This window comes from Aquibacillus halophilus, assembly GCF_009649745.1.
In the GTDB taxonomy this organism is placed as follows: Bacteria; Bacillota; Bacilli; order Bacillales; family Amphibacillaceae; genus Aquibacillus; species Aquibacillus halophilus.
The window spans coordinates 275498-299957 of record NZ_WJNG01000001.1 but is presented as its reverse complement, the minus strand read 5'-3'; the positions used below and the strand labels follow the sequence as shown (position 1 = coordinate 299957).

The window sequence follows — 24460 nt, the reverse complement described above, 5'->3', positions numbered from 1 at the left end:
GTATTTTCTAACGTTGTTCCATTCGGTTCTTGGTTAGCTTACTATTATGACAACACCAGTCTAAAGGGTTTACCAAAGAAGTCTAAGGTAATAGCACCAACAGGTCAGTTTGGGAAACTATCAGAGGATAATGGAACCGGAAGCCCTGCTTCAGGAATACCTGTCGATAATTTTTCTGCTAAGTATACCACTGCGAAGCGGATTACAGCAGGAAACTATATTCTACGAACAAAAGCAGATGATGGTGTACGAGTATATCTTGATGGTAAACTAATTTTAGATCGTTGGAACGAAGGCGCACATGCAGGTGAAGCAATTCAAATGAGTGTTTGGGACCGTAACGATGTCCCAGCAAATGAAAAAGATATTCACTTGATTGAAGTGCAGTATCGCGAAGCAAGTGCTACAAGTTCTGTGGACGTCTTCCTAGAGCCTTATGAAGATGCAATTTCAACTTCGACTACTTGGATAGCTGAGTTCTTCCCTAATGAACAATATAGTGGAAATCCAATAGTAATGGGCGGAAATAATGGTTATTCACTTATTACATCGCTTAATTACAACTGGGCACAAGAATCACCACATCCTTCAATTCCTGTCGATAACTTCAGCGCTAGGTTTACAAGAAAAATTAACATAGCGGAAACTGGAACCTACGTTTTTGAGGCAAATGCAGATGATGGTGTTCGGGTAACAGTAGATGGACAAACATTAATTGATTCACTTGCAAGTACTTCTGATAGATTGCGAAAGAATGCCATTTATCTACAAAAAGGTTCTTATTCAGTAGTAGTTGAATATAAGGAAATCCTTCGGAATGCATGGATAAATTTAGAACATAAGAAAATTAGTGATAATAAAATCTATTACCAATTTAATGGGGATGTTCATTATAATTGGGGAATTGGTCAACCTAATTCAGACTTACCGGCTGATAATTTTACTGGTCTGTTTGAAAGTTCACGACAGTTTGCTAAAGGAGATTACTTTATCCAATCTTTCGCAGATGATGGCGTAAGGGTAAAAGTAGATGATCAGACTATAATTGATCGTTTGACTTCGTTCAGTACTAAAATAGACCGAGCTTTGTGGCTAAATGCACCTGCTGGAACTCATTCTATTACTACTGAATACCAAGAGATTAGTAACAATGCTGGTGTTTTTACCGATGTTGTTCCATTTGGTTCATGGTTGGCATATTATTACGACAACAAAACGCTGAACGGTTTGCCAAAAGCAGCGAAAGTAATCTCAAGTGCTAATAAGCTGACTGAGAATTTTGGAACAGCAAGCCCTGCTCAAGGAATACCAGCTGATCAATTCTCAGCTAAATATTCAACAGCGAAGCGACTTCCTGCTGGGAGCTACATTATCCGGACATCATCTGACGATGGAGTACGGGTGTCAGTAGATGGTAATTTGGTTGTAGATCGTTGGAGTTCTGGTGTTCAAAACCAGGAATCGATTCAGGTACAAATCAATGATAAAGATGGTTCTAATGTGCATTGGATTGACGTAGAGTATTTTGAAGAAACCGGTCCAGCTGAAGTAAACGTAGAAATTTTACCTTACATTGGTCCAATCAAAACCTATAACTCTACAAACTATAACTATACGTTTAACGAAATGGTAGATAAACAGATGGCTTATGGTAGTCCTAAATCTGATGGTGCAGGCTTAATTCCTGCTGAAAGATTTGAGGTAGAATACTATGCCAACCCTACCAATTTCTCAAAAGATACTGTTAGTTATTTACAATTCCTTAAGCTTTCAGATTCAGCAGGATTAAATGTTAATGAAATCAACACGAAAATTCTAGCTAATAAAGGTACGTTAACTAGAGAAGGACAGGCATTTGTTGATGCTGGTAAGCTGTATAGTATTAACGAAGTTTACCTAATTGCACATGCTCTACATGAAACTGGTAATGGTTCTTCAACGTTAGCTAGTGGAATGAGCCAGTGGAAGACATGTTCAGATGGGAAAATTGTAAAGGATAGTAGCGGAAATCCAGTCATAACGGATATCGCGCCGGAAAAGGTTTATAACATGTATGGGATTGGTGCATATGATGCCAATCCAAATGATTGTGGAGCCCAATTTGCATACAGTCAAGGTTGGTTTAACCCGAGTGCAGCTATCAAAGGTGGGGCACAATTTGTGTCTGTGAACTATATCCAAGTTGGTCAAAATACGTTATATAAAATGAAGTGGAATCCTGCAAAACCAGCAACACATCAATATGCCACACATGTAAGTTGGGCGCTTAGTCAAACTAAAAGGATTGATAATATCTATAAACTTCTAGATAATTATTCAATGTCGTTCGATGAACCTAAGTTCTTAGAGCAGCCTCCAGCTAGTGAATTATTGAATCTTTACCCTAGTGGAGTTATAGGTGTAACAACAGAAGCTGTGAATTTTAGATCAGAACCTATAATAGATTCATCAACACTTATTTCTACAATACCTAAAGGTACAAAACTCCAATTAATTGGATACGCAAGTGGTTGGTATCAAGTGAAGGTAGGAGATAAGGAAGGCTGGTTATATGCAACATACGTTGATCCGTTAAACTTACTACAAATTAGTGTATCTGGAACTCTACACGTAAGACAAGGCCCAGGTACAACCTATGAGGTTGCTGGCGACTTATACAATGGCTATTATGTATCAGGATTCTTAGATAGTAACAATCAATTAATAAAAGATGACGCCACAAAGAAGTGGTATAAGATTAACTACAAAGGATCTGAAGCTTGGATCCACAGCGATTACGCAATAGAAAAATAATGTTAAACTCGAAAATGCCCCAATACGGGGCATTTTTTTTTGGAAGTCTTACTTTGATTCTTCTCAATTCTTTGAATTCTTGTTAGTAATAAGTAGCATAACATCCTTAGTTGGTTCATTTTTTTAATGGAGCCTGTTTTCATCAATAAATATATGATATAATGCCGTGTAGGCTTTACATTAAAGGTATTTTACATGTTATTATTGGGTTAATTAATGGTAATCCTAATAGATAAATCAATGTGCCAATAGACAAGCCTAAATAGCAATAAGCCAAAGTGGTGAGTGAATATGACAAATAAATTAATAAGTATTGTAATGCCAGTATATAATGGAGAAAATTATGTTCAGCAAACCATCCAATCAGTATTAAGTCAAACACATAAAAATTTTGAACTACTGATCCTAAATGATGGTTCTAAAGATGATAGTTTAGTGATTATATCAGAATACAAACGAGATCCTAGAGTTCAAATTATTGATAAAAAAAATACGGGTGTGGCAAAAACAAGAAACATGGGGTTAGACTTATGTAGTGGACATTTTGTCGCTTTCTTAGACCAAGATGATCTATGGGAAAATAACTACCTAGAGAAACAAGTGAACATATTAGAGGAAACAAATGGTGATTTGATTTATGCCAATGGATCCATTATTGATAAAGATAATAAAGTATCAAGAGAGATATATGAAGATAATTATACGCATGTGGATAATATTGAGAACTTAATCACCCATAATTTTATAATATCACCTTCCCAAGTATTAGCTAAGTTGTCAGCTGTGTTGGATGTAGGGAAATTCTACGAGTCTAAGGTTGGAAGTGGTCCGGATGATTGGGGGCTTTGGTTAAGGGTTAAATTAGCTAACAAGAAGATTATATATAATAAAGAAAAGTTAGTAGGCTATCGTCTACATGAATCTAATAATAGCTATAACCGAATAGTAATGGAACAAGCAAAGTTGGAGTTGATCGAAAGTATATTCAGTCAAATAGATTTGAATGTACCTTTTAAAAAGCAAAAACTTGCAGATCTTTATTTAAATTTAGCTTTATCCCACGCTGTTAAAAAAGACAGAAAAAACGCATCTTCTTTTTATAAAAAAAGCTTCAAGATGAATCCCAGTATTGTTTTCGATAAACGAACAGTTAAGGTTATTTTGAAAATAATACGATGAATTTCTGTTACATAAATGGACTGAGTTTAAACTGATAGGAGTAATAGCATTGAAAAAAATTTTAATCATTGGAGCAAACGGGTTTATTGGTTCCCATTTAGCAAGGTATTACAGCAAACATAACGATAATGAGTATAGTATAACACTGGCTTGCAGGGACATATCTACAGTTGATTTGCATTCTGACCACATCCATGCAATTGAATTAGATGTTTTAGACAAGAAGCATCTTCAACCACTTTTATCGGGATATGATGTGATTTACAATTTTGCAGGACATTCCGGAGCGCTTTCTAGTTTTTATAATTATAATCAAAATTTGGAAGTTAATTGTCGAGGCATGTTAAATATTCTTGATACTGTTAAGGATTTTGAAAACAAGCCATTAATTGTCTTTCCAAGTACACGGTTAGTATATGGTCACACAACATCTGAAAAAGTAAATGAATTGTTTACACCCCAGCCAAATACCATTTATGGTTCCAATAAACTAGCTGCCGAAAATTACCTTCAATCTTACTCTAATTTATTTGATATTCCATATTTGATTTTTAGAATATCAATTCCTTATGGTTTATTTGACACAAAGGAAACTTCAGGGAATTATGGTTTCATTAATTATTTTATTAACCGTGCTCTTAATGGTGATCCAATTCAAATATACGGTGATGGTACACAAAAAAGGGATATTATCTATATCCAAGATCTTGTATCAATCCTTTATAAATCTGTTCATGAGTTTAAATTAAGGAATAACATACTCAATCTTGGTGGTACGGAAGTTATTTCAGTTGGTGAAATTGCAGATTTAGTTGCAAACAAGTTTGGTACTAATGTGAATAAAATAAATTGGACGAAAGAACTTGAAAGAATTGAAACAGGGGATATGGTTTTAGATAGTTCCGCATTATATAGTCAAATTGGTTTTACACCACAATTTAAATTAAAAGATTACTTGCAAATTATGAGGGGTGGGGAGGAAAATGCGTAATATCCAGTTGGTCAGTACATTTATGAAAATTACTGAAAATTGGCTTTATGACTTGTTTAATTCAATGGATAAGCCTCCTGTGTACAGTCTACAAGCAAGTAACTCTGACCTTTTTCCATATGACAAATTAACAACTATAACATCAAGACTACCTGGAATGTTAGGGAAGATTGAGAAGAAAATCCGTTACTATAGAGAATTAAATAAGATCATAAAGCAAAGCAAAGAACCAATTGTTTTACACTCCCATTTTGGTGATAAAGGATATATAGATAGCTCAATGCTAAAATTATCTAGAGGTAAATTTAAACATGTAATTAGCTTATACGGGTATGATGCAAGCATATATTTGGATGATCCAAAGTGGATAGCCAAATATCAGGATCTAGCTAATCATATCGACAAGTTCTTGGTATTAGGAAAAAATATGCAAGAGAAAATGATTAATATTGGAATTCCACAAGAGAAAATTGAAATATTTCATTTAGGGGTTGAAGTGGATAAATTAACATTTAACCCTTTAATGCCAACATCAGATAAAACAATCAAATTTATTATTGCCTCAAGCTTTAATAAAAAGAAAGGAATTCCAGATGCAATAAAATCATATTTAGAAATCTTTAAAAATCATCAAAATGTAGAGTTGAACATCATAGGGGATATTCAAACACAGTCACCAAGTAACCTTGCTTTGAAACAGGAAATATTGGATTTAATAAGGAACTCACCAGCAAAAGATACAATTAATTTATTGGGGTATGTACCATATAAACAACTTGGTGATATGATGCAACAAGCTCATTTTCTATTACACCCGAGTGTAACAGATGAAAGTGGTAATCAAGAAGGCACACCCATTACGATTCTTAATTCGATGGCAATGGGAACGGTTGTCTTATCTACATTCCATAGTGACATTCCGGAGATTATTGATCACAATAAAAGTGGAATACTAGTACAAGAACATGACTATAAGTCTCTAGCAGAAGAGGTAGAAAATTGTTTAAATGATTTTGATTTTTATCAAAAGTTAGTCGAGAATGGCAGAAAAAAAGTAGAAGATGAATTTAATGTAAAACACCAAGGTAAGAAGTTGCTAGACATCTACCGTTCGCTTTAATTAAGAAAAAAAGTTAATTTAATGTGAGCTAAAGTCGTACTCACTTTTATTTTGTTGACCTACAATACTTTCTGTATTACTATTAATTATGCTAAACTTCGATGAAATTATATTGAATTAGATTATCTTTTTATATAATGGTAACAATGTGTATAAATATATATATAAGTTTACTATTTTTATATACTATTTTGAAACATTTAACCGTAATCGCTCGTCTAATAATGTGATTAAAGTTTTTTATAAAGACACAAAGAATGTAGGGGGATATAAATGGTTTATCTTGCGCTAATAGTGTGTTTTCTTATCTCTATGGCAATCACACCTTATGTGAAAAAACTAGCGTTAAAAGTTGGTGCTACAGACCAACCAGATTCTAGAAAAGTACACACTAAAATAATGCCTCGACTTGGCGGACTTGCAATATTTGTAAGCTTTATCATTGGTTTTATTATCTTCTCACCAGAGGGTCAAAAGATTTGGCCAGTTGTAGTTGGTGCATCACTAATTACACTGATTGGTGCCTTGGATGATAAATATCAGTTATCAGCAAAGGTTAAGTTTAGCGGACAATTTGTAGTTGCATTAATTACTGTCCTTGGCGGAATCCAGATTGATTTTATCACTCTTCCTTTTGGATTTGCTGACAGAATTGATATAGGACTTTTAAGTATCCCAATCACTATTATTTGGATCGTTGGAGTTACAAATGCCATTAATTTAATCGATGGTCTTGATGGTTTGGCAGCAGGAGTATCATCCATTGCTTTAATTACTATTTCAGGAATGGCGATTGCGCTTGGAGACGGTTTTGTTGCGTTGATTGGATTTATGTTACTTGGAAGTACAATTGGTTTCTTACTGTATAATTTTCATCCAGCAAAGATTTTTATGGGAGATACTGGTGCTTTGTTCTTAGGTTATATGATCAGTATTCTTTCAATTATGGGATTGTTTAAAAATGTAACATTGTTTTCATTATTAATTCCTATTATTATTTTAGGGGTTCCTATTCTTGATACGTTGTTTGCTATCATCCGTAGAATTTTACATCGAACACCTATATCGGCTCCTGATAAGCTTCACCTTCATCATTGTTTATTAAGACTCGGGTACAGTCATAGACAAACAGTTCTATTAATCTATGCAATGAGTGGAGTGTTCAGTCTAGCAGCTATTATATTCACAAGGGCAACCATGTGGGGTTCAACATTAACTTTAATAGCATTAATGGTTTGTATCGAAATTATTGTTGAATTAACAGGTTTAGTCGGTAGTAAATACCGCCCAATATTAAACTTAATTTATGGATTTGAATCTAGAGTTAAAAAATAGATTTAAACATGAATATAGTTGACTAAGTGGTGTCTTTTCATAATGGCCATCTTAGTCAACTTTTTTCTATTGGGAAGTTATATGGAAAATCTTTAAAGAGGTTTCATCTTATTTGAGGTTAGTTTAAGGATTAGCAATTTGGAAAAGATGTACAGAAGAACGATAGAAAATAATAGAAGTGTCTAATGTCTTATTCTTGTTATTTTATATAATGAATCCTTTTTAAGTGATCGCCCATTTCACCTAGATAAACCCATTATTATTAATTGCAAATTACAAACAAACTTACAGTATTTGGAGGGGTAACGATGAGATTAGTTCTTTTGTCAGGCGGATCCGGGAAAAGGCTTTGGCCACTTTCTAATGATTCAAGATCCAAACAATTTCTAAAAGTACTATCCAACTCAGAAGGGGAATTTGAGTCAATGGTACAGCGTGTTTGGGGGCAACTAAGGAAGAATGATTTAGTAAATAAGGCGATAATAGCCACAAGTAAATCACAAGTAGATATGATTACGAACCAGCTCGGTTCAAATGTAACTATTGTAACTGAGCCAGAACGAAGGGACACATTCCCGGCGATTGCACTAGCAGCTGTCTACCTATACTCCATTGAAAAGTGTAGCCTGGACGAAGTTGTTGGAATGCTACCTGTCGATCCTTATGTAGAAGATAAGTTTTTCCAACGTGTCAAGGACCTAGAACTTGCCCTTAATTCAACCAATGCAGAGCTAGCTCTAATTGGTATAAATCCGACCTATCCATCTGAGAAATATGGGTACATCGTACCTAAATTAAGTGATGATGGCAATATTTTAAAAGTCGATTATTTTAAGGAAAAACCCGATATAAAAACAGCAGAAGAATTAATGTCTAAGCAGGCATTATGGAATAGTGGTGTATTTGCTTTTAAGCTAGAATATATTATCAAAATGCTAGAAGATAAAGGTTTACCAACTCAATACAACGAGTTATTAGAGCAATATCATACATTACATAAAAACAGCTTTGACTATGAGGTGGTTGAAAAAGCTAACGATATTGTTGCGCTTTCCTATGATGGTTACTGGAAGGACCTTGGCACATGGAACACTCTTACAGAGGAAATGGGTTCACAACAAATTGGTAAAGGTATTATGGGAGAAGGTGTTGATAATTCCTACATTATTAACGAATTAGATATTCCGATTGTCTTATTGGGAATAAAGAATGCAGTTGTCGCGGCTAGCCCAGATGGTATTTTGGTAACTGATAGTGAAACCAGTCCTAAAATTAAGGAGTATGTAGATCGCATCAGCGACCGTCCTATGTACGAAGAAAGAAGATGGGGATGGTACAAGGTATTAGACTATGTCAAGTATCCTGAAGGAAATGAAGTTTTAACGAAGCGAATAGGTATTAGAGCTGGTAAAAACTTAAGCTACCAGGTACATTATAAGAGAAGTGAGATATGGACGATAGTAAAGGGACAAGGTGTATACATAGTCAATAATAAGTTAAGCCATATACGGGAAGGGGATGTTGTTCACATCCCTTTAGGTATGAAGCATGCAATAAAAGCTGCAACGGATATGGAAATCATCGAAGTGCAAACTGGTTCGGAGTTGATAGAAGAAGATATAATCCGCTTAACGACAAATTGGGCTGATATAGAACAATTAGCACGTATTTAATACAAAAAGGCAGTGAGTACCTTTAATTAGTACTCACTGCCTTTTTGTCATTCTCTAACTCACTTGAATTTAATACTTCTTCCCAAAGCTTTGCGGTACTAGCAATCGTATAATTTCGTTCGACAGTAACACCTGCTTCAGCGGACATTTTGTTTGAATAATCCCGGTCACGGTATAGCTTAAGTATTCTTTCTTTAATTGCTTTTTTATCTCCTTGTTCAATTAAATATCCATTTAATGAGTCGGTAATAATTGTATTCGGACCAATGGCGTTGGTCGAGATAGGAATCACCCCACTAGCCATAGCTTCAATAATTACGATGCCAAAAAGTTCTTCCCAACCTTTTGTTTTATAGGATGGTAATAAAAGAATTTGACTACTTCTATATAATTCTGCTAATTTATTTTGATCTTTGATACTGCCAAAATATTTGACATTATCCTGTCCAGCTTCCAATTTTCTAATTTGTTTCTTTAACTCTTCATCACCCTCACCAACAAACCACCAATCAATATCCATCTTTATTTCTTGTATGAGCTCTAAAATTAATTTAATTCCCTTTTGTTCAAGAATTCGTCCTACATAAATCACACGAAAGTTATCTTCTTTACGATTGTGACTATGGAAGATATCAGGATTAATACAGTGTGGAATAACTGTTACCTGATCCGTAAAGCTTACTAGTCCGTCCTTGACAGCTGAAGTTACAGCAACTACTTTCGTATTGTCCAAAAATTCACGCCACATTTTCTGTTGGTGTTTAATTAAGATTTTTCTGGGATGAAAACTCCCATCCCAATAAGGCCAAGAAGAGTAATAAATAATATCGTGCCTTTTCTTTAGTGCTAGTAAATAATAGACAAATATATCAAAAGGAGCTGCTCCAATAACAATTTTTTTATCTCTAGAAAACAAAAAAAATAACAAGTGCATTACATTGTATAAAGACTTAAATAGTAATTTTGGTTTTCTCTTAACGATACCTTTTACAAACTGATGAATAACGGCGAACTCCAAATGTATGACGCGATCGTACAGTTTTTTTTCGTTATTCAAGTAAGTTATAGCTTCAAAATGACGTGGTGCACCATGCTCGTGTAAAACGTATAACGTGTTCATATTATATCTCCTTCAGTTAAAGATCTGGATGCTTCCCCATCCTTTGTCTAAGTGCATCTATCAATCCATAAAAAATATATTTACTTCTTAACACCTTTTTATCCTGATTTTTGACAAGGATTTTTACATGTTTCTTAAACAATTTCCAAAATAATATCGAAAATGGTATCAACTTTCTTGCGCTTCTATTTCTTCTCATCATTACATAGGAATTTCTCATATTATAATAAGCGACATAAGGTGCCAACGATTCTTCTCCACCCGAGGAATGTGAAACTTTATGATAGACAATTGAACTAGGAACATAAAAAATTTTCCATCCGTTATCTTTAACTCTTACATTGTAATCGGAGTCTTCATAATATAAAAAGTAGTCTTCTCTCATGTATCCAACTGTTTCTATCACTTCTCTTCTAACTAACAAACTACAACCAGTTATAAACTCAACTTCTCTTTGCTCATCGTATTGACCTTTATCTATTTCATGTTGCCCAATATGTGGTGAAATGCCTTTCTGTAAGTCCAACTCTCCACCGGCAAACCAGAGGACCTTGGAATCATAATAATAGATTTTCGATCCTACGATACCGATCTGTGAATCGCTTGAAACGGTATGTATCAACTCACTTAGGGTAGTGGGTGTAACTATCGTATCACTATTAAGAAGCCACATATAGTTGAAGTTCCTACTGTACGCATCCTTAATTGCAATGTTGTTTCCGCCAGCAAAACCTAGATTTTCCTCGGCTTTTTTGAAATTAACATTAAAGTCGAAGTTCCCTTCGGAATAATGGTCCTTAAGAAGTTCGTATGAATTATCTCGAGAACAGTTATCTACAATAAAAACTTCGAAGTCTTTATACTCTTGTGTTTTAAGCGATTCTAAACAGTCAACTATGTCATCGTAACTGTTCCAATTTAGCAAAATGATAGCTACCTCGGTAACGTTAGTTTTAGCCATGAAAATCCACCTCAATTATATATTGAACAAATTAAACAAAAATATGATTTGTATTTATGCCTCTTCTACCATTCTAATCAGTTTGATTAGCGAGTTAAAGTATTTGTAGTTATGTTAGCACTATTAAATCTTAGTGATTTGTTAATTTATGAGTAATGTCCAGTAATAACAGCTTGCTGGATGACTCATAAAGTCTATTATACGACAAGAGATTTTGATTATCATCCTTAAGTTGTTAAAATGAAGAAGAAGAGAGTCTTTAAATAAAAAGCCCAGGATATCCTAATAGGTTATCTTATCCAATAAATAATAAATATTTATGAAAATACTTTGAAAGTGTAGTGCGAAAAATGTAATATTAATAATGAAGTACATTTATGCTAAATTACGATAAATATCACTAATTTTAATGAAAAATAGGTAACTAATTGAATAGGAAAGGGTTTGGTTCAAATTAAAGGAATTATTTTAGCTGGAGGAAGCGGAACACGTTTATATCCATTAACAATGGTAACGAGCAAACAATTGTTGCCAATCTACGATAAGCCAATGATATACTATCCGTTATCCACATTAATGTTGGCCGGAATAAAAGATATCTTAATTATTTCTACACCAGAGGATACCCCTCGTTTTAGCGCACTTTTAGGAGATGGTTCTCAGTACGGAATCAATTTGGAATATAAGATTCAACCTAGTCCTGATGGATTAGCGCAAGCATTTATCATCGGAGAAGAGTTTATTGGAAGTGATTCAGTTGCGATGGTCTTAGGGGATAATATTTATTATGGTAGTGGGTTAACAAAAATCCTAAAGCGTGCTGCAGAAAAGGAAAAAGGTGCGACAGTGTTCGGATACCATGTAACAGACCCTGAGAGATTTGGTGTGGTTGAATTTGATAATAGTGGTAAAGTATTAAGTGTAGAAGAAAAACCAAAGAATCCAAAATCCAATTATGCAGTTACGGGGTTATATTTTTATGATAATCGTGTTGTTGATATTGCGAAAAATGTTAAGCCTTCGGATCGAGGAGAGCTGGAGATTACTTCAATTAATGAAGCTTATCTTAAGAGTGGCGAATTGGAAGTAGAATTATTAGGCCGTGGATATACGTGGTTAGATACAGGAACACATGAAAGTTTGGTATCTGCAACTAACTTTGTGAAAACGGTTGAGGATCATCAAGGCATTAAAATTTCGGCATTGGAAGAGATTGCTTATATCAATGGCTGGATAGATAAAGAAAAATTAATGGAGTCAGCAGAGTTATTCTCTAAAACTGGATACGGACAATACCTATTAAAAGTAGCTAATGGAGCTATAAAATACTAGGGTAAGGGGTAATTGGATGAATATTAAAGACACACGACTTCCTGGAGTTAAAGTAATTGAACCAAAGGTTTTTGGGGACCATCGTGGTTGGTTCATGGAAACTTACAGTGAATTGAATTTTAAAGAAGAAGGCATAGATGTTGCATTTGTACAGGATAATCAATCATTCTCTGCGATAAAAGGTACATTACGTGGACTTCATTATCAATTGAATCCAAAAGCACAAACAAAACTTGTTCGTTGTACACGTGGGGCACTTTATGATGTTGCAGTTGATATAAGACAAAATAGTCCTACATATGGTGAGTGGTTTGGCATCGAATTGACAGCCGAGAACAAAAAACAATTACTTGTTCCACAAGGATTTGCGCATGGGTTTATAACATTACGGGAAGACACCGAAGTTCAATATAAAGTGGACCAATTTTATGAACCAGAATGTGATCGGGGTATTATTTGGAATGATCCAGAAATCGGTATTAATTGGCCCTTGGATATTAAGCCAGTTCTATCGGAGAAAGACGAAAAGGCTCCACTTTTAAAAGACGCTGAAAAGAATTTTTTATATGGGGAGTAATTGGATGAAAATTTTAGTGACTGGTTATACAGGCCAGCTTGGATATGACGTTGTTGAGGAAGGTTTAAAACATGGCCTCGACATGCATGGTACTGGCCGGAATAATTTAGATATAACGAATGAAAAAGAAGTAAACCAATATGTAGAAACACTATATCCAGATGCTATTATTCACTGTGCGGCATTTACAGCAGTGGATAAGGCTGAAGATGATAAAGATACGTGTTGGGATGTAAATGTTAATGGTACAAAGCATTTGGTCAACGCAGCTAAAGCAATTGGTGCTAAATTCATTTATATAAGTACAGACTATGTATTTGAGGGTAAAGGCATTGTTCCCTATAGTGAAATAGATCAGACAGATCCAATTGGTTATTATGGACTTACAAAATTTGAAGGTGAAAAAGTCGTACAGGAAACATTAGATAACTGGTTCATTGTGAGAATTTCTTGGGTATTTGGAATCAACGGTAATAATTTCGTTAAGACAATGTTACGGTTGGCCGAAACCCGTGATGAATTGAATGTCGTGGGTGACCAATATGGCTCCCCAACCTATACATTTGATTTAGCAAAACTATTGATCGATATGATTCAAACACAAAAATATGGTGTTTATCATGTGTCAAACGAGGGTTACTGTACGTGGGCTGATTTTGCAAAAGAAATTTTTAAGCAGAGTAATAAGATGGTAACGGTACATCCTATTACAACTGAGGAATATCCTACGAGAGCTGTGCGACCAAAAAACTCACGTATGAGCAAGGATAAGCTTGAAGATAATGGCTTTAGTCGCTTGCGAAGTTGGGAAGATGCTCTACAACATTATTTAAAGCAGTTAAATGAAGAGGTGAACTAGAATGTCAAAAAAGAAAGTATTGGTAACAGGTGGAGCAGGATTTATTGGGGGTAATTTTGTCCAATATATGATCGATAAGTATCCCGATTATGATATATATAATTTGGATGAGCTAACTTATGCAGGGGATTTAATTAAACACAAGAGAATTCAATCTAAAGATAATTATTATTTTGTTAAAGCAGATATAGCTGATCGAAAGACGATTATGTCATTGTTTAAAAAAGAAAAGTTTGATTATGTTGTCCACTTTGCAGCAGAAAGCCATGTTGATCGATCTATTACAAATCCTGAAATTTTTATTCGAACCAATGTTTTAGGAACCCAGGTATTGCTGGATGCTGCTAAAGAGATTAATGTTAAGAAGTTCGTTCATGTCTCTACAGATGAAGTATACGGTGAATTGGATTTTGATCCTAAGACTTTCTTTACTGAAGACACGCCATTACAACCTAATAGTCCATATAGTGCAAGTAAAGCATCTTCTGACTTATTAGTTCGTGCTTATCACGAAACATATGGTTTACCAGTTAATATTACTAGGTGCTCTAACAATTATGGACCATATCACTTTCCTGAGAAGTTAATTCCATTAACAATTTCTAGGGTGTTAAACGATGAAAGAGTACCTGTTTACGGTGATGGGAAAAATATCCGAGATTGGTTACATGTGCAAGATCATTGTTCGGCAATTGACTTAGTACTTCATAATGCAAAGAGTGGAGAAGTTTATAATGTCGGTGGCCATAACGAAAAAACGAACTTAGAAGTAGTTAAAACGATTATTAATACGCTAGAAAAATCAGAAGAGTTAATTGAATTTGTAGAAGATCGATTAGGCCATGATAAACGCTATGCCATTGATCCAACCAAATTAGAGAAACTAGGTTGGACTCCAATCTATGACTTTGATTCTGGTATAGCAAATACTATTCAGTGGTATCTAGATAATAAAGAGTGGTGGGAGCAAATAATTAGCGGTGAATATAAAAATTACTTTGCTAGCCAGTACTCTATAAAATAGTATCTTTTGCTATTATGGTAGACCATAATAAAACCTCATATTAGTGGGGTTTTTATTATGGTCATTTGTGTCTAGAAAAAAGGTTACAAATAAAATTATAGTCTGTTTTTGGACTTATCAATTGTACAATCTTCTTAAGCGGGATTGGTATTACACAAAATCTGTAGAGATCGGTACAAATGATGTTCTAGACAATTAACACAGAGCAGTAAAGGTTAAATATTTTTCCTTCGTAATAACTGGTTTTTGATTATTTTCCTCTGTTAAATAGTAGATTAAGCCATGATTTTCAATCACAGTCCCGTATTCAACAAATGTTTTTAATTCTTTAATGGTATGATAAAATAAATAACAAACTATGTTTATAATGGAGATGTCTTAAATAATGAAAATAGCAATAGCAGGTACAGGATATGTAGGTTTATCAAATGCAGTATTACTTTCACAACATAATGAAGTTGTTGCAGTTGATATTATTGAAGAAAAGGTAGACATGATTAATAAAAAAGAATCCCCGATTGTAGATAAAGAAATCGAGGAGTTTTTAACTACAAAAGAGTTAAACCTTGTTGCGACAACAGATAAAGAAAAAGCTTATAAGGACGCTGAATTTGTTATTATTGCAACACCAACCGATTATGACCCGGAAAAAAACTTTTTCAACACAAAAACGGTTGAAAGTGTTATAGACGATGTCCTGACAATTAATCCAGATGCAGTAATGGTAATAAAGTCAACGGTTCCAGTAGGATATACTAGAGACATTAAAGAAAAGCTCCAAACGGATAACATTATCTTCTCCCCAGAATTCTTAAGAGAAGGACAAGCCTTACATGACAACCTATACCCATCAAGAATAGTTGTTGGCGAGCGTTCCGAACGAGCAGAAAGGTTTGCGGATTTATTGGTGCAGGGAGCAATTAAAACGGATATACCTGTCCTATTTACTGATTCAACAGAGGCCGAAGCAGTAAAACTTTTTTCAAACACATACTTGGCGCTTAGAGTTGCTTATTTTAATGAACTTGATACGTATGCAGAGATGAAAGGATTAAATGCGAAGCAAATTATTGAGGGGGTTGGCTTAGACCCAAGAATAGGAGATCATTACAACAACCCATCATTTGGATATGGTGGCTATTGCTTGCCAAAGGACACAAAACAATTAAAAGCAAACTACGAGGATGTTCCTAATAATTTAATTGGGGCAATTGTGGATGCCAATACTACAAGAAAAGATTTTCTTGCATCAAAAATTGTAGAGAAAAATCCTTCGATTGTTGGAATATATCGCCTTACAATGAAAACCAATTCTGATAATTTTAGAGCATCTGCAATTCAAGGAATTATGAAACGAATTAAAGCTAAAGGTGTAGAGGTGGTCATATACGAACCTGTACTCGAAGATGAATCGTTTTACAATTCTAAAGTAATCAGGGATTTAGAGGAATTCAAGAAGATCTCAGATGTGATTGTATCGAATAGACTAGATTCCGATTTAATGGATGTGAGAGAAAAAGTTTATACGAGAGACCTGTATAATAGAGATTAATTTTAATTTGCAAGATTATAAACAGTTGATAAAAGAAAGATGAAGTTTCACTATGAACTTATACCTATCAAGAGTTTATTTTACTTTAAAACCTCACAATTTGTGAGGTTTTTTCATTGATCAATAATAAATTCAAATCTATAGAAAAGTAGTAGGTTATTTGTACTCTGGATTCGTTTTAAATTTAAACCATGTAAGTATGGATACTATTTCACTTTATCAATGCTATGTTGACTTTGTTTTCTGTATAAGGTATTTACTAGATTTTCGCTAGAGAGGCCTTTCGAATACTGGTTCCATTTTGCGGCATAGTCTTTTATTTTTTTCATATTGAACTTATCCAATTGGATGGTATTAATGACCTCGGTTGTATTTTTAACTAAAGGACCCGGAATATCTAATTTATAATCTTCCCAGAAACCTCTAGTCTTTGTGTATTCCTCAAAATCATATGCTAAGAAAATCATGGGTTTTTGTAAAAGAGAAAACTCAAACGGGATAGACGAGTAATCGGTTATCAAATAATCAGTGATTAGTAGTAAATCATTTATATTTGGATAGCTAGACACATCGATGAGAAAATCAGGGAACTCATTCTTAAAAGTGTACTTTACTGCAGGATGTAGTCTTAATAATAGCACATAATCATTACTCAATTCCTTATACATTTTTTCAACGTTCAAAGGAAGACTGGTCATGCTCAGTTGTTCATCTCTAAATGTAGGAGCAAACATAATTACTTTCTTATCTGCAGTTATAGGTATATGTTTTCTTAAACAATTTTTGGTTTCGATTTTATATTGCTGATCAAAAAACATATCAGTTCTGGGGATTCCAGTCCGTAATATATTTTCATTTGTTAAACCGAAACTTTTTTTGAAAATACTAGCCATTTTTTCTGAACCAACAACAACATAATGAAAGCGGCTGTAAACTTCAAGGAAACGTTTAAGCGCTCTTTTACTTCTGTATTTAACAGAAGGATCAAGCAAACCGAACTTTTTGATGGCTCCTGCAGCATGCCAAAGTTGAACACAAGTTACATTACTTCTAAAGCTAACAGCGGATAAAAAACCGAAGTAGTTATCGACCATAACTGTCTCGGCTGTCGCGAGATGGTAAATAGATTTTAAAAAGTTAAATGGATTCATAGCTTTAAAGGTTATTACTTTAGCCTCGGTGATAGCCTGAAAATCAATTTTACAATTGGTAGTTTTGAGGATTACTATTTCTGAAGTGTCCGTTGAAGCTAGTGCTCGTGCTGTATAAAAAACATTATCACCAAAAGAAGCGACAAAGGTTGTTTTATTTTGTTGGGGTAAAAAATTACATATAGAAAAAAATACATGAAAAAAAGAAAGGTAAATGGAAATTAGTATCTCTCTACCCATCGTTGGCCTTTGAAAAATCACTTTTTATTTGTGTTGAAGAGATACCAACTGTCCTAGGCAAGTATATAACTTTACAGTACTCGTTTAAATAGTCGAACTTACCTTCCCAATCATCTCCCATAATGAATATATCAATATTGTGATCAATAATATCCTGTATTTTCTGCTCCCAATTATCTTCTTGTATAACATTATCCACATATCGGATTGACTCTAAAATCATCTTTCGTATTTCATACTTATAGTAGGAATCTTTATCTTTAATTTTATTAAATGTATCAGATGATAAAGCAACGGTTAAATGGTCACCATATTCTTTGGCACGGCGAAGAAGGTTAATGTGACCGTTATGAATTAAATCAAAGGTTCCGTAGGTAATTATGTTAACCAATGTTAATCCCCCTTCATTCTTCAATATAAGATGAAGATAAATTTTCTTCTGAAGTTAATTAACAGAAAATTTACACTATATTTACAATAAGCTTACCTTTAATATGTTTAATTTACAAGGTACAAACAAGCTAATTAACTAAAAAAACAGCAATTATTATATCAATTATTGTTCTTTATTAAGTAAATAATAAGTTTACAGTTCTTTATAAAGAATGTATGATGAGTATGTATCGATGATTTAAAGAACCGACTACCGACGCTAGGCATGATGAGCAGAAAGAATAGAAGAGGTGATTTAATGAGTAATGTTAGTTGTATTTTGTTATCTGGTGGTATTGGAGCTCGAATGAAGTTAGCAACACCTAAGCAGTTCTTATTAGTTGGAGGAAAACCAATTTTAGTCCATGTTCTTGAGCGTATTGATACAATTAAAGAGATTAAAGAAATAATTATCCCATCACCAAAAGAGTTTATTGAAAAAACTGAAGAAATAATAAGTAATTTTGGATTTAGTACAACGATTCATTGTATAGAAGGTGGAGCAACTAGACAAGAATCAGCCTATAAGGGTTTATTAGAAGCTTCAAATGAACAAACGGTTATTCATGAAGCGGTGAGGCCCTTTGTGACTAGAGAAGAATTTGTTGAGTTAATTCAAAATCCAGATGAAGCTGCTATTTTTGGCTTAGATATACCATTTACAGTATTAGGTGGTAATGATTATATTGAGGAGAATTTAGAACGTAATTACTTGATAAATGTACAACTGCCACAAAAATTTCCCACTGCAAAATTGCTAATAGCTCATCAGCATGCAGAATTAAATGGGTTATCCTTTACTGAAGATGCTAGCTTATACTTTGATTTTCATAAATCAAAAGTAAAAGTGTTAAAAGGTAGTGAATATAATTTTAAAATTACCAATCCCATTGATCGAAAATTAGCGGAAATTATATACACAGAGTACATATTGGGGGGGGATGGCAATGTCTACAATGTCTAAGACTTGTATTGTAACTGGAGCAAGCAGAGGAATTGGAAGGTCAATTGCTGTAGCCCTAAGTGAAAGAGATGATATTACTAACTTTATAATCATTTCAAGGACTGAGCAAGGATTACGAGAAACAGCCGAACTTATGAATCCTTCTAAAAATGTTGTTTATTATGCGATGGATTTAACGGATTATCAAGCAGTAAAAGAACTTATTGAAACAGTTGGTGAACGATACGGAAGCATTGATTATCTGCTAAACGTGGCAGGCTATGCAGAACCAAAGTCTTTATTAGAAACTTCAGTGGAGAACTGGGAAACAACTTACAAAGTAAATGTGCACTCCATTTTTTATATTACCAAAGAAGTGGTTAGATTTATGAAAAAGACTGGCGGTAAAATTCTTAACGTAGCATCCACGGCTGGAAGCAGTCCTCGTCCAGGATGGCTATCATACTCCTCATCCAAAGCGGCACTAATAAGTATGTCAAAAACACTTTCGGATGAACTAGCAGAGTATGGTATTTTAGTTTATTGTATTTCACCAGGTCGTTGTGCAACGGAGTTAAGACGTAAGCTTGCGCCTGATGAGGACCAAAGCACCATCATGCAACCTGAGCATGTAGGAGAGGTTGTTGACAATTTACTATCTGATAATGGCATTTGTTTAGATGGTCAAGATATTACAGTCCGTAAACAAATGTTTAAAGTATCGAGTACGTCGTAGCATTCAGTTTCTAGAAAATGACTCAAGGGGCATTAATAGCTAATGTATATAAGTGATTATCAATTAAATGTAATTCAGACAATTTTACTCAGTATCATTTTGTTGGTCGTGCTATCGATTAAATACAAGGGGTTAACAAAATACTTTAAGAGAATGCTTTTTATATCTATTCATGGACTATCCAAACTGTTTCCTAAATCAAAACGGATTGTCATATTTGGTGCTGAAAATGGAGTTGGGTTTAGAGGTAATCCCAAATATATTTTTCTTGAGATGATGAAAAATCCTGACATCCGCTGTATATGGATTGCAAAGTCAAATAGTTTAGTTAGTGAAATAAGTGACTTGGGATATGAATGTTATTTGCATAATTCACGAAAAGGAATTTATTTTCAGTTAAAAGCAAAATTAGCGATTCATTCTCATGCTGCTAATGATGATTTTAATAATAAATTCATAGGCGGAGTTATCTCTTACAATACTTGGCATGGTGTAGGGTTAAAAAAGGTATGGGGTGCTAACAGGAACACCTTTTCTTTTAAAGTGATGCGCGAAAAAAGTTGGTTGAAGCGGACCTTTGGAAAGTTAGTAATTCGGACTAACCAAGGTAAAGAAAGTTATGTTGTTTCGACAAGTCAAAAAGTGTCTTCCTATTATCCAGAAACTTTTTTAACTAGTAAAGACCACATCCTTGAGCTTGGTCAAGTACGTAATGATGTATTTTTCAGAGAATCAGAAGAGGATGAACAAATTCCAGAGTGGTATAAGAATGGAACAGTGCTTCTCTACATGCCCACCCATAGAAGTAAAGGGAAATTGGACAATAATATTAATGAGGTCATGGACTTTGAATCATTAAATCAGTTCTGTGAAAAAAATAATTATACTTTTGTTATTAAGCGGCATATGTATAGTGATGGTAAGGTTCCAACCAATTATAAACATATTATTGATATAAGCAATGAATCCTATGATCCCCAATTTCTCTTAAAATACGCTGATTTGTTAGTAACTGATTATTCTAGTTGCTATACGGACTATTTATTATTAGATAGACCAGTAGTCTTTTATTGCTATGATTTAAAATTATATTTACAAAGTTCAAATGAAATGTATCATGATTACTTTGATGTGACTCCTGGACCCAGACCAATGAATTTTCAAGATTTACTTGTAGCTATTGAAGAGTCAATGAATGATCTATCACTCTATCAGCAAGAAAGAAGTCGTGTCCTGGACATTTTTTATTCCAAAGAAAATCAAAATATGGTTTTAGAGAAACAAGTTAATTATATATATGAAAATCTATTGAAAATAAAATCCTAATATTAAAGACACCATTATCTTAAGGTAATGCATTAATTTATTTGTAAAGGGTGCGGTACGGTGTGAATTTAGCGGGGCTGACTTTAACGATAACAGTGAAGTTATTTATGAAAACAATCTATGCAACCATGAGATTATTCTTAAAAGTAGATCCCCAAAAAATAACCTTTGCCTCCTATCGTTCAGAAAAACTATCTGGTAATCTCTACTTTGTATGGAAGGAAGTTAGTGAAAATTATCCAGAGTATAGCTGTCATTTTGCTATAAAAAAATTCCACAGCTCATTTTGGGGCAAGCTTGATTACGTTATGCATATGATGAAATCATCCTACCATCTAGCGACATCTAGGTACTTTATTATTGATGATTTTTATTTGCCTGTCTACATGATTAAGCCAAGAAAGAATACAGATATCATACAGCTTTGGCATGCAGCTGGTGCACTGAAGAAATTTGGATATAGTACAGTCGGTAAATCATTTGGACCAAGTAGGGAATATCTAAAACATGTGAAAATTCACTCAAATTATTCTAAGGTGTTTGTTAGTTCTTCCGAAGTGATTCCGTACTATGCTGAGGCATTTAATATGCCTTCTGAACGTATCTTTGCATCAGGTGTACCTAGAACGGATATCATGTTTTCTTCTGAATTTGAAAGTGAAACAAAATCAAAACTATATGAAAAATTCCCGGAATTGAGAAAAAAGAAGATGATTTTATATGCACCAACCTATCGAGGAAAGAGTCATTATCAAGAAGAGTATTCTATCCCAATGGATTTGGAACGAATGGAAGCCGACTTGTTAGAGGAAGGGTACGTTTTGGTTGTTCACCTTCATCCGTATATGAAAGCTGGAAAAAACCTTAATGGTAAGAATGGGAGCTTTTTGTATAACGTTCAGAAGGAATTTAACATACAAGAGTTACTATTGATTAGTGATATGTTGATTACTGATTTCTCGACTGTCTTTTTTGACTATAGTTTATTAAAAAGACCAATCATTTTTTTTGCGGACGATGTAGATGAGTACGTCAAAGATCGCGATTTTTATTATGATTATCATCAATTAATACCTGGTCCTCTGTGTACTAATACAACACAATTAATTGAAACTATAAAAAATAGTGCCTTTGATTTGGAGAGAGTAAACGATTTTAAAAATCGTTTTTTTGACTATCAGGACGGGAAGGCAACAGAACGAATTGTTCAGAAACTGGTAGGGAAATGATGGGTATTTTACAACAGTTGTCTGTAATAACTGTAGATAAATAAATCACACTGTTTCAAATAGAAGTACAAATGTAGGTATATTCAATTAGGAAGGACATCTATATGAGATCTGCCATAGCAGTATTAGAGGAGCAAGTAAAGCATTTTTATCTTATACGAAGATTATCTTTATATGAGTTAAAAAGTTCTAACTATAGTAATCTACTTGGAATGGCCTGGGAAATCATCAATCCACTTATACAAATCGGGATATACTGGTTTGTATTTGGTTATGGAATTAGACAACGTAGTCCAATCGTACTCGAAAATGGAACTGAGATTGTATTTTTTCAATGGATGCTTTCAGGGATCATTGTTTGGTTTTTTTTCTACCAATCAACCATTAAAGGCTCTAAGTCGATTTATACTAGACTAAAAATGTTATCAAAAATGAATTTTCCGATGAGTGTGATACCGAATGTAATTGTTTTTTCGCAATTTTATATTCATTTAGTATTATTGAGCATTACGATTATCGTCATGCAGATATCTGGATATTTTCTTAATATTTATTACTTACAAATCATTTATTTTATCTTTGCAACATTTGCCTTTACGTATTCACTAGCTTTAATTACATCTACATTATCAACGATTATTCGAGATGTGCAGATGTTCTTGCAGGCTACGTTACGGTTGTTATTATACCTATCGCCGATACTCTGGCAGTTATCAACTTTGCCAGAGGCGTTACAAATTATTATGAAGATTAATCCACTTTACTACATTATTGAAGGCTATCGAGCAGGATTCCTAGGGCTAGGTTGGTACTTTATTGAACACTGGGATTATACGTTATACTTTTGGTCGTTAACGATTATCCTATTCTTGATTGGCTCAAGTCTTCATCTTAAATTCAGAAAACATTTTATTGATTTTCTTTAATTATGGAAGGGAAATGACATGGATAAATCAATTCTTGTAAACAACGTATCAAAAAAATACAAATTGTATAGTAGTCAAAAGCAGAGGGCCCTAGACATTATTCTACCCAAGAGCTATGGGGAAGACTTTTACGCTCTTAGTAATGTTAGCTTTGAAGCGGAAAAGGGAGATGTCATCGGTTTTGTTGGAATCAATGGTTCAGGAAAGTCAACGTTATCAAACATCGTTGCTAGAATTGTACCTGAAACATCCGGAAGCGTGAAAATTGAAGGAGATTCCGCATTAATTGCAGTAGAGTCCGGTTTAAAACCTAGTCTGTCAGGTCGAGAAAACATTGAGTTGAAATGCTTAATGCTCGGCTTCACAAAAAAGCAAATTCAAGAATTGGAACCATTAATAATTGAGTTTGCGGAGCTAGAAAAGTTCATTGATCAACCAGTAAAGTCGTATTCTAGCGGTATGAAATCAAGACTTGGCTTTTCTATTTCAGTAAATATAGATCCGGATGTCTTAATCATTGATGAAGCACTTTCGGTTGGTGATAAAGCCTTTTCTGCCAAAAGTCTTGACAAAATGAAAGAGTTTAAGCAAAAAGGAAAGACGATGATCTTCGTAAGTCATTCTATTCCGCAGATGAAAGAATTTTGCGAGAAGATTTTATGGCTTGAATATGGCCGAGTAAAGGAATTTGGAACTACAGATGTTGTACTTCCTAAATACGAGGATTTTATCAATCGATTTAAGAGAATGTCAAAAGCAGAAAAACAACAATACCGATTAAAAGAACGAGAATAAGAAGAAGTAAAACCCTATATTTTTGTTCTTTTAAAAATATTCTATTGTTCTTTATAAAGAATAGTGACATAATAAATCATAAGGTAATCTATTATCTACTAGTAATAAATACCTGTTTTTTAAAATAGACTAATAGAAACTTCACCTTATGAAAGGTTGTTTTAAA

At 33.9% G+C, this 24460-nt stretch carries 21 protein-coding genes; 17 read left to right on the top strand and 4 right to left on the bottom strand.

The annotated features are described in order from the left end of the window. From GH741_RS01310 to GH741_RS01285, 6 genes are all read left to right on the top strand, one after another. A partial coding sequence (locus tag GH741_RS01310; protein WP_153734967.1) for a PA14 domain-containing protein occupies positions 1-2793 on the top strand: 2793 nt, incomplete at its 5' end. A 291-nt stretch (positions 2794-3084) separates the two neighbouring features. Next, positions 3085-3972 (top strand): glycosyltransferase family 2 protein, encoded by an 888-nt coding sequence (locus GH741_RS01305; RefSeq protein WP_153734966.1) that lies wholly within the window; start codon positions 3085-3087, stop codon positions 3970-3972. A gap of 49 nt (positions 3973-4021) precedes the next feature. Further along, positions 4022-4963 carry an NAD-dependent epimerase/dehydratase family protein gene (locus GH741_RS01300; RefSeq protein ID WP_170287527.1) on the top strand — a complete coding sequence of 314 codons (942 nt, stop codon included), beginning with the start codon at positions 4022-4024 and terminating at the stop codon, positions 4961-4963. Continuing rightward, positions 4956-6083, top strand: a complete 1128-nt coding sequence (locus GH741_RS01295) for a glycosyltransferase (RefSeq protein WP_153734964.1) — start codon at positions 4956-4958, stop codon at positions 6081-6083. Before GH741_RS01300 ends, GH741_RS01295 begins: the two co-directional genes overlap by 8 nt. A gap of 273 nt (positions 6084-6356) precedes the next feature. After that, positions 6357-7418: a glycosyltransferase family 4 protein gene (locus GH741_RS01290; RefSeq protein WP_153734963.1), complete on the top strand. Its 1062-nt coding sequence runs from the start codon at positions 6357-6359 to the stop codon at positions 7416-7418. Positions 7419-7726: 308 nt separating this feature from the next. Beyond that, positions 7727-9091 (top strand): sugar phosphate nucleotidyltransferase, encoded by a 1365-nt coding sequence (locus GH741_RS01285; RefSeq protein WP_153734962.1) that lies wholly within the window; start codon positions 7727-7729, stop codon positions 9089-9091. A 22-nt stretch (positions 9092-9113) separates the two neighbouring features. Here GH741_RS01285 and GH741_RS01280 read toward each other — a convergent pair whose 3' ends face one another. Further along, positions 9114-10211: a glycosyltransferase family 4 protein gene (locus tag GH741_RS01280; RefSeq protein WP_153734961.1), complete on the bottom strand. Its 1098-nt coding sequence runs from the start codon at positions 10209-10211 to the stop codon at positions 9114-9116. Positions 10212-10227: 16 nt separating this feature from the next. Then, on the bottom strand, positions 10228-11172 hold the full coding sequence (locus GH741_RS01275) for a glycosyltransferase family 2 protein (RefSeq protein WP_153734960.1): 945 nt from the start codon (positions 11170-11172) through the stop codon (positions 10228-10230). Between the two features lie 453 nt (positions 11173-11625). Here GH741_RS01275 and rfbA point away from each other — a divergent pair, with 453 nt between their 5' ends. From rfbA to GH741_RS01250, 5 genes are all read left to right on the top strand, one after another. After that, positions 11626-12504 (top strand): glucose-1-phosphate thymidylyltransferase RfbA, encoded by an 879-nt coding sequence (gene rfbA, locus GH741_RS01270; RefSeq protein WP_338079188.1) that lies wholly within the window; start codon positions 11626-11628, stop codon positions 12502-12504. 16 nt (positions 12505-12520) lie between these two features. After that, entirely contained in the window at positions 12521-13081 is a 561-nt protein-coding gene (rfbC, locus tag GH741_RS01265) for a dTDP-4-dehydrorhamnose 3,5-epimerase (RefSeq protein ID WP_153734958.1), read from the top strand. 4 nt (positions 13082-13085) lie between these two features. Next, a complete protein-coding gene (rfbD, locus tag GH741_RS01260) occupies positions 13086-13940 on the top strand; it encodes a dTDP-4-dehydrorhamnose reductase (protein WP_153734957.1) in 855 nt (284 codons plus the stop codon). Between the two features lies 1 nt (position 13941). Beyond that, positions 13942-14964 carry a dTDP-glucose 4,6-dehydratase gene (rfbB, locus tag GH741_RS01255; protein WP_153734956.1) on the top strand — a complete coding sequence of 341 codons (1023 nt, stop codon included), beginning with the start codon at positions 13942-13944 and terminating at the stop codon, positions 14962-14964. Positions 14965-15349: 385 nt separating this feature from the next. Continuing rightward, positions 15350-16516, top strand: a complete 1167-nt coding sequence (locus GH741_RS01250; protein WP_153734955.1) for a nucleotide sugar dehydrogenase — start codon at positions 15350-15352, stop codon at positions 16514-16516. Positions 16517-16722: 206 nt separating this feature from the next. On the opposite strand, the gene GH741_RS01245 is transcribed toward GH741_RS01250, so the two are convergent. Both GH741_RS01245 and tagD read right to left on the bottom strand, forming a co-directional pair. Continuing rightward, complete coding sequence (locus tag GH741_RS01245) at positions 16723-17907, bottom strand: CDP-glycerol glycerophosphotransferase family protein (protein ID WP_153734983.1); 1185 nt, start codon at positions 17905-17907, stop codon at positions 16723-16725. Continuing rightward, on the bottom strand, positions 17900-18298 hold the full coding sequence (tagD, locus tag GH741_RS01240; protein ID WP_153734954.1) for a glycerol-3-phosphate cytidylyltransferase: 399 nt from the start codon (positions 18296-18298) through the stop codon (positions 17900-17902). The genes GH741_RS01245 and tagD overlap by 8 nt, the downstream gene beginning before the upstream one ends. A 300-nt stretch (positions 18299-18598) precedes the next feature. Between tagD and GH741_RS01235 the strand changes: the two genes are divergently transcribed. The 6 genes from GH741_RS01235 to tagH all read left to right on the top strand — a co-directional run bounded on the left by GH741_RS01235 (position 18599) and on the right by tagH (position 24294). Then, the gene (locus tag GH741_RS01235) at positions 18599-19303 is read left to right on the top strand and encodes an IspD/TarI family cytidylyltransferase (protein ID WP_240795365.1); all 705 of its coding nucleotides are present in this window, start codon (positions 18599-18601) and stop codon (positions 19301-19303) included. Continuing rightward, positions 19287-20018: an SDR family NAD(P)-dependent oxidoreductase gene (locus GH741_RS01230; protein WP_240795364.1), complete on the top strand. Its 732-nt coding sequence runs from the start codon at positions 19287-19289 to the stop codon at positions 20016-20018. The genes GH741_RS01235 and GH741_RS01230 overlap by 17 nt, the downstream gene beginning before the upstream one ends. A 42-nt stretch (positions 20019-20060) precedes the next feature. Beyond that, positions 20061-21344: a CDP-glycerol glycerophosphotransferase family protein gene (locus tag GH741_RS01225; RefSeq protein ID WP_153734952.1), complete on the top strand. Its 1284-nt coding sequence runs from the start codon at positions 20061-20063 to the stop codon at positions 21342-21344. Positions 21345-21406: 62 nt separating this feature from the next. After that, positions 21407-22573: a CDP-glycerol glycerophosphotransferase family protein gene (locus GH741_RS01220; RefSeq protein WP_170287526.1), complete on the top strand. Its 1167-nt coding sequence runs from the start codon at positions 21407-21409 to the stop codon at positions 22571-22573. A gap of 104 nt (positions 22574-22677) precedes the next feature. Then, positions 22678-23499 carry an ABC transporter permease gene (locus GH741_RS01215; RefSeq protein ID WP_153734950.1) on the top strand — a complete coding sequence of 274 codons (822 nt, stop codon included), beginning with the start codon at positions 22678-22680 and terminating at the stop codon, positions 23497-23499. An 18-nt stretch (positions 23500-23517) separates the two neighbouring features. Next, positions 23518-24294 carry a teichoic acids export ABC transporter ATP-binding subunit TagH gene (gene tagH, locus GH741_RS01210; protein ID WP_153734949.1) on the top strand — a complete coding sequence of 259 codons (777 nt, stop codon included), beginning with the start codon at positions 23518-23520 and terminating at the stop codon, positions 24292-24294. Positions 24295-24460 lie beyond the last annotated feature (166 nt).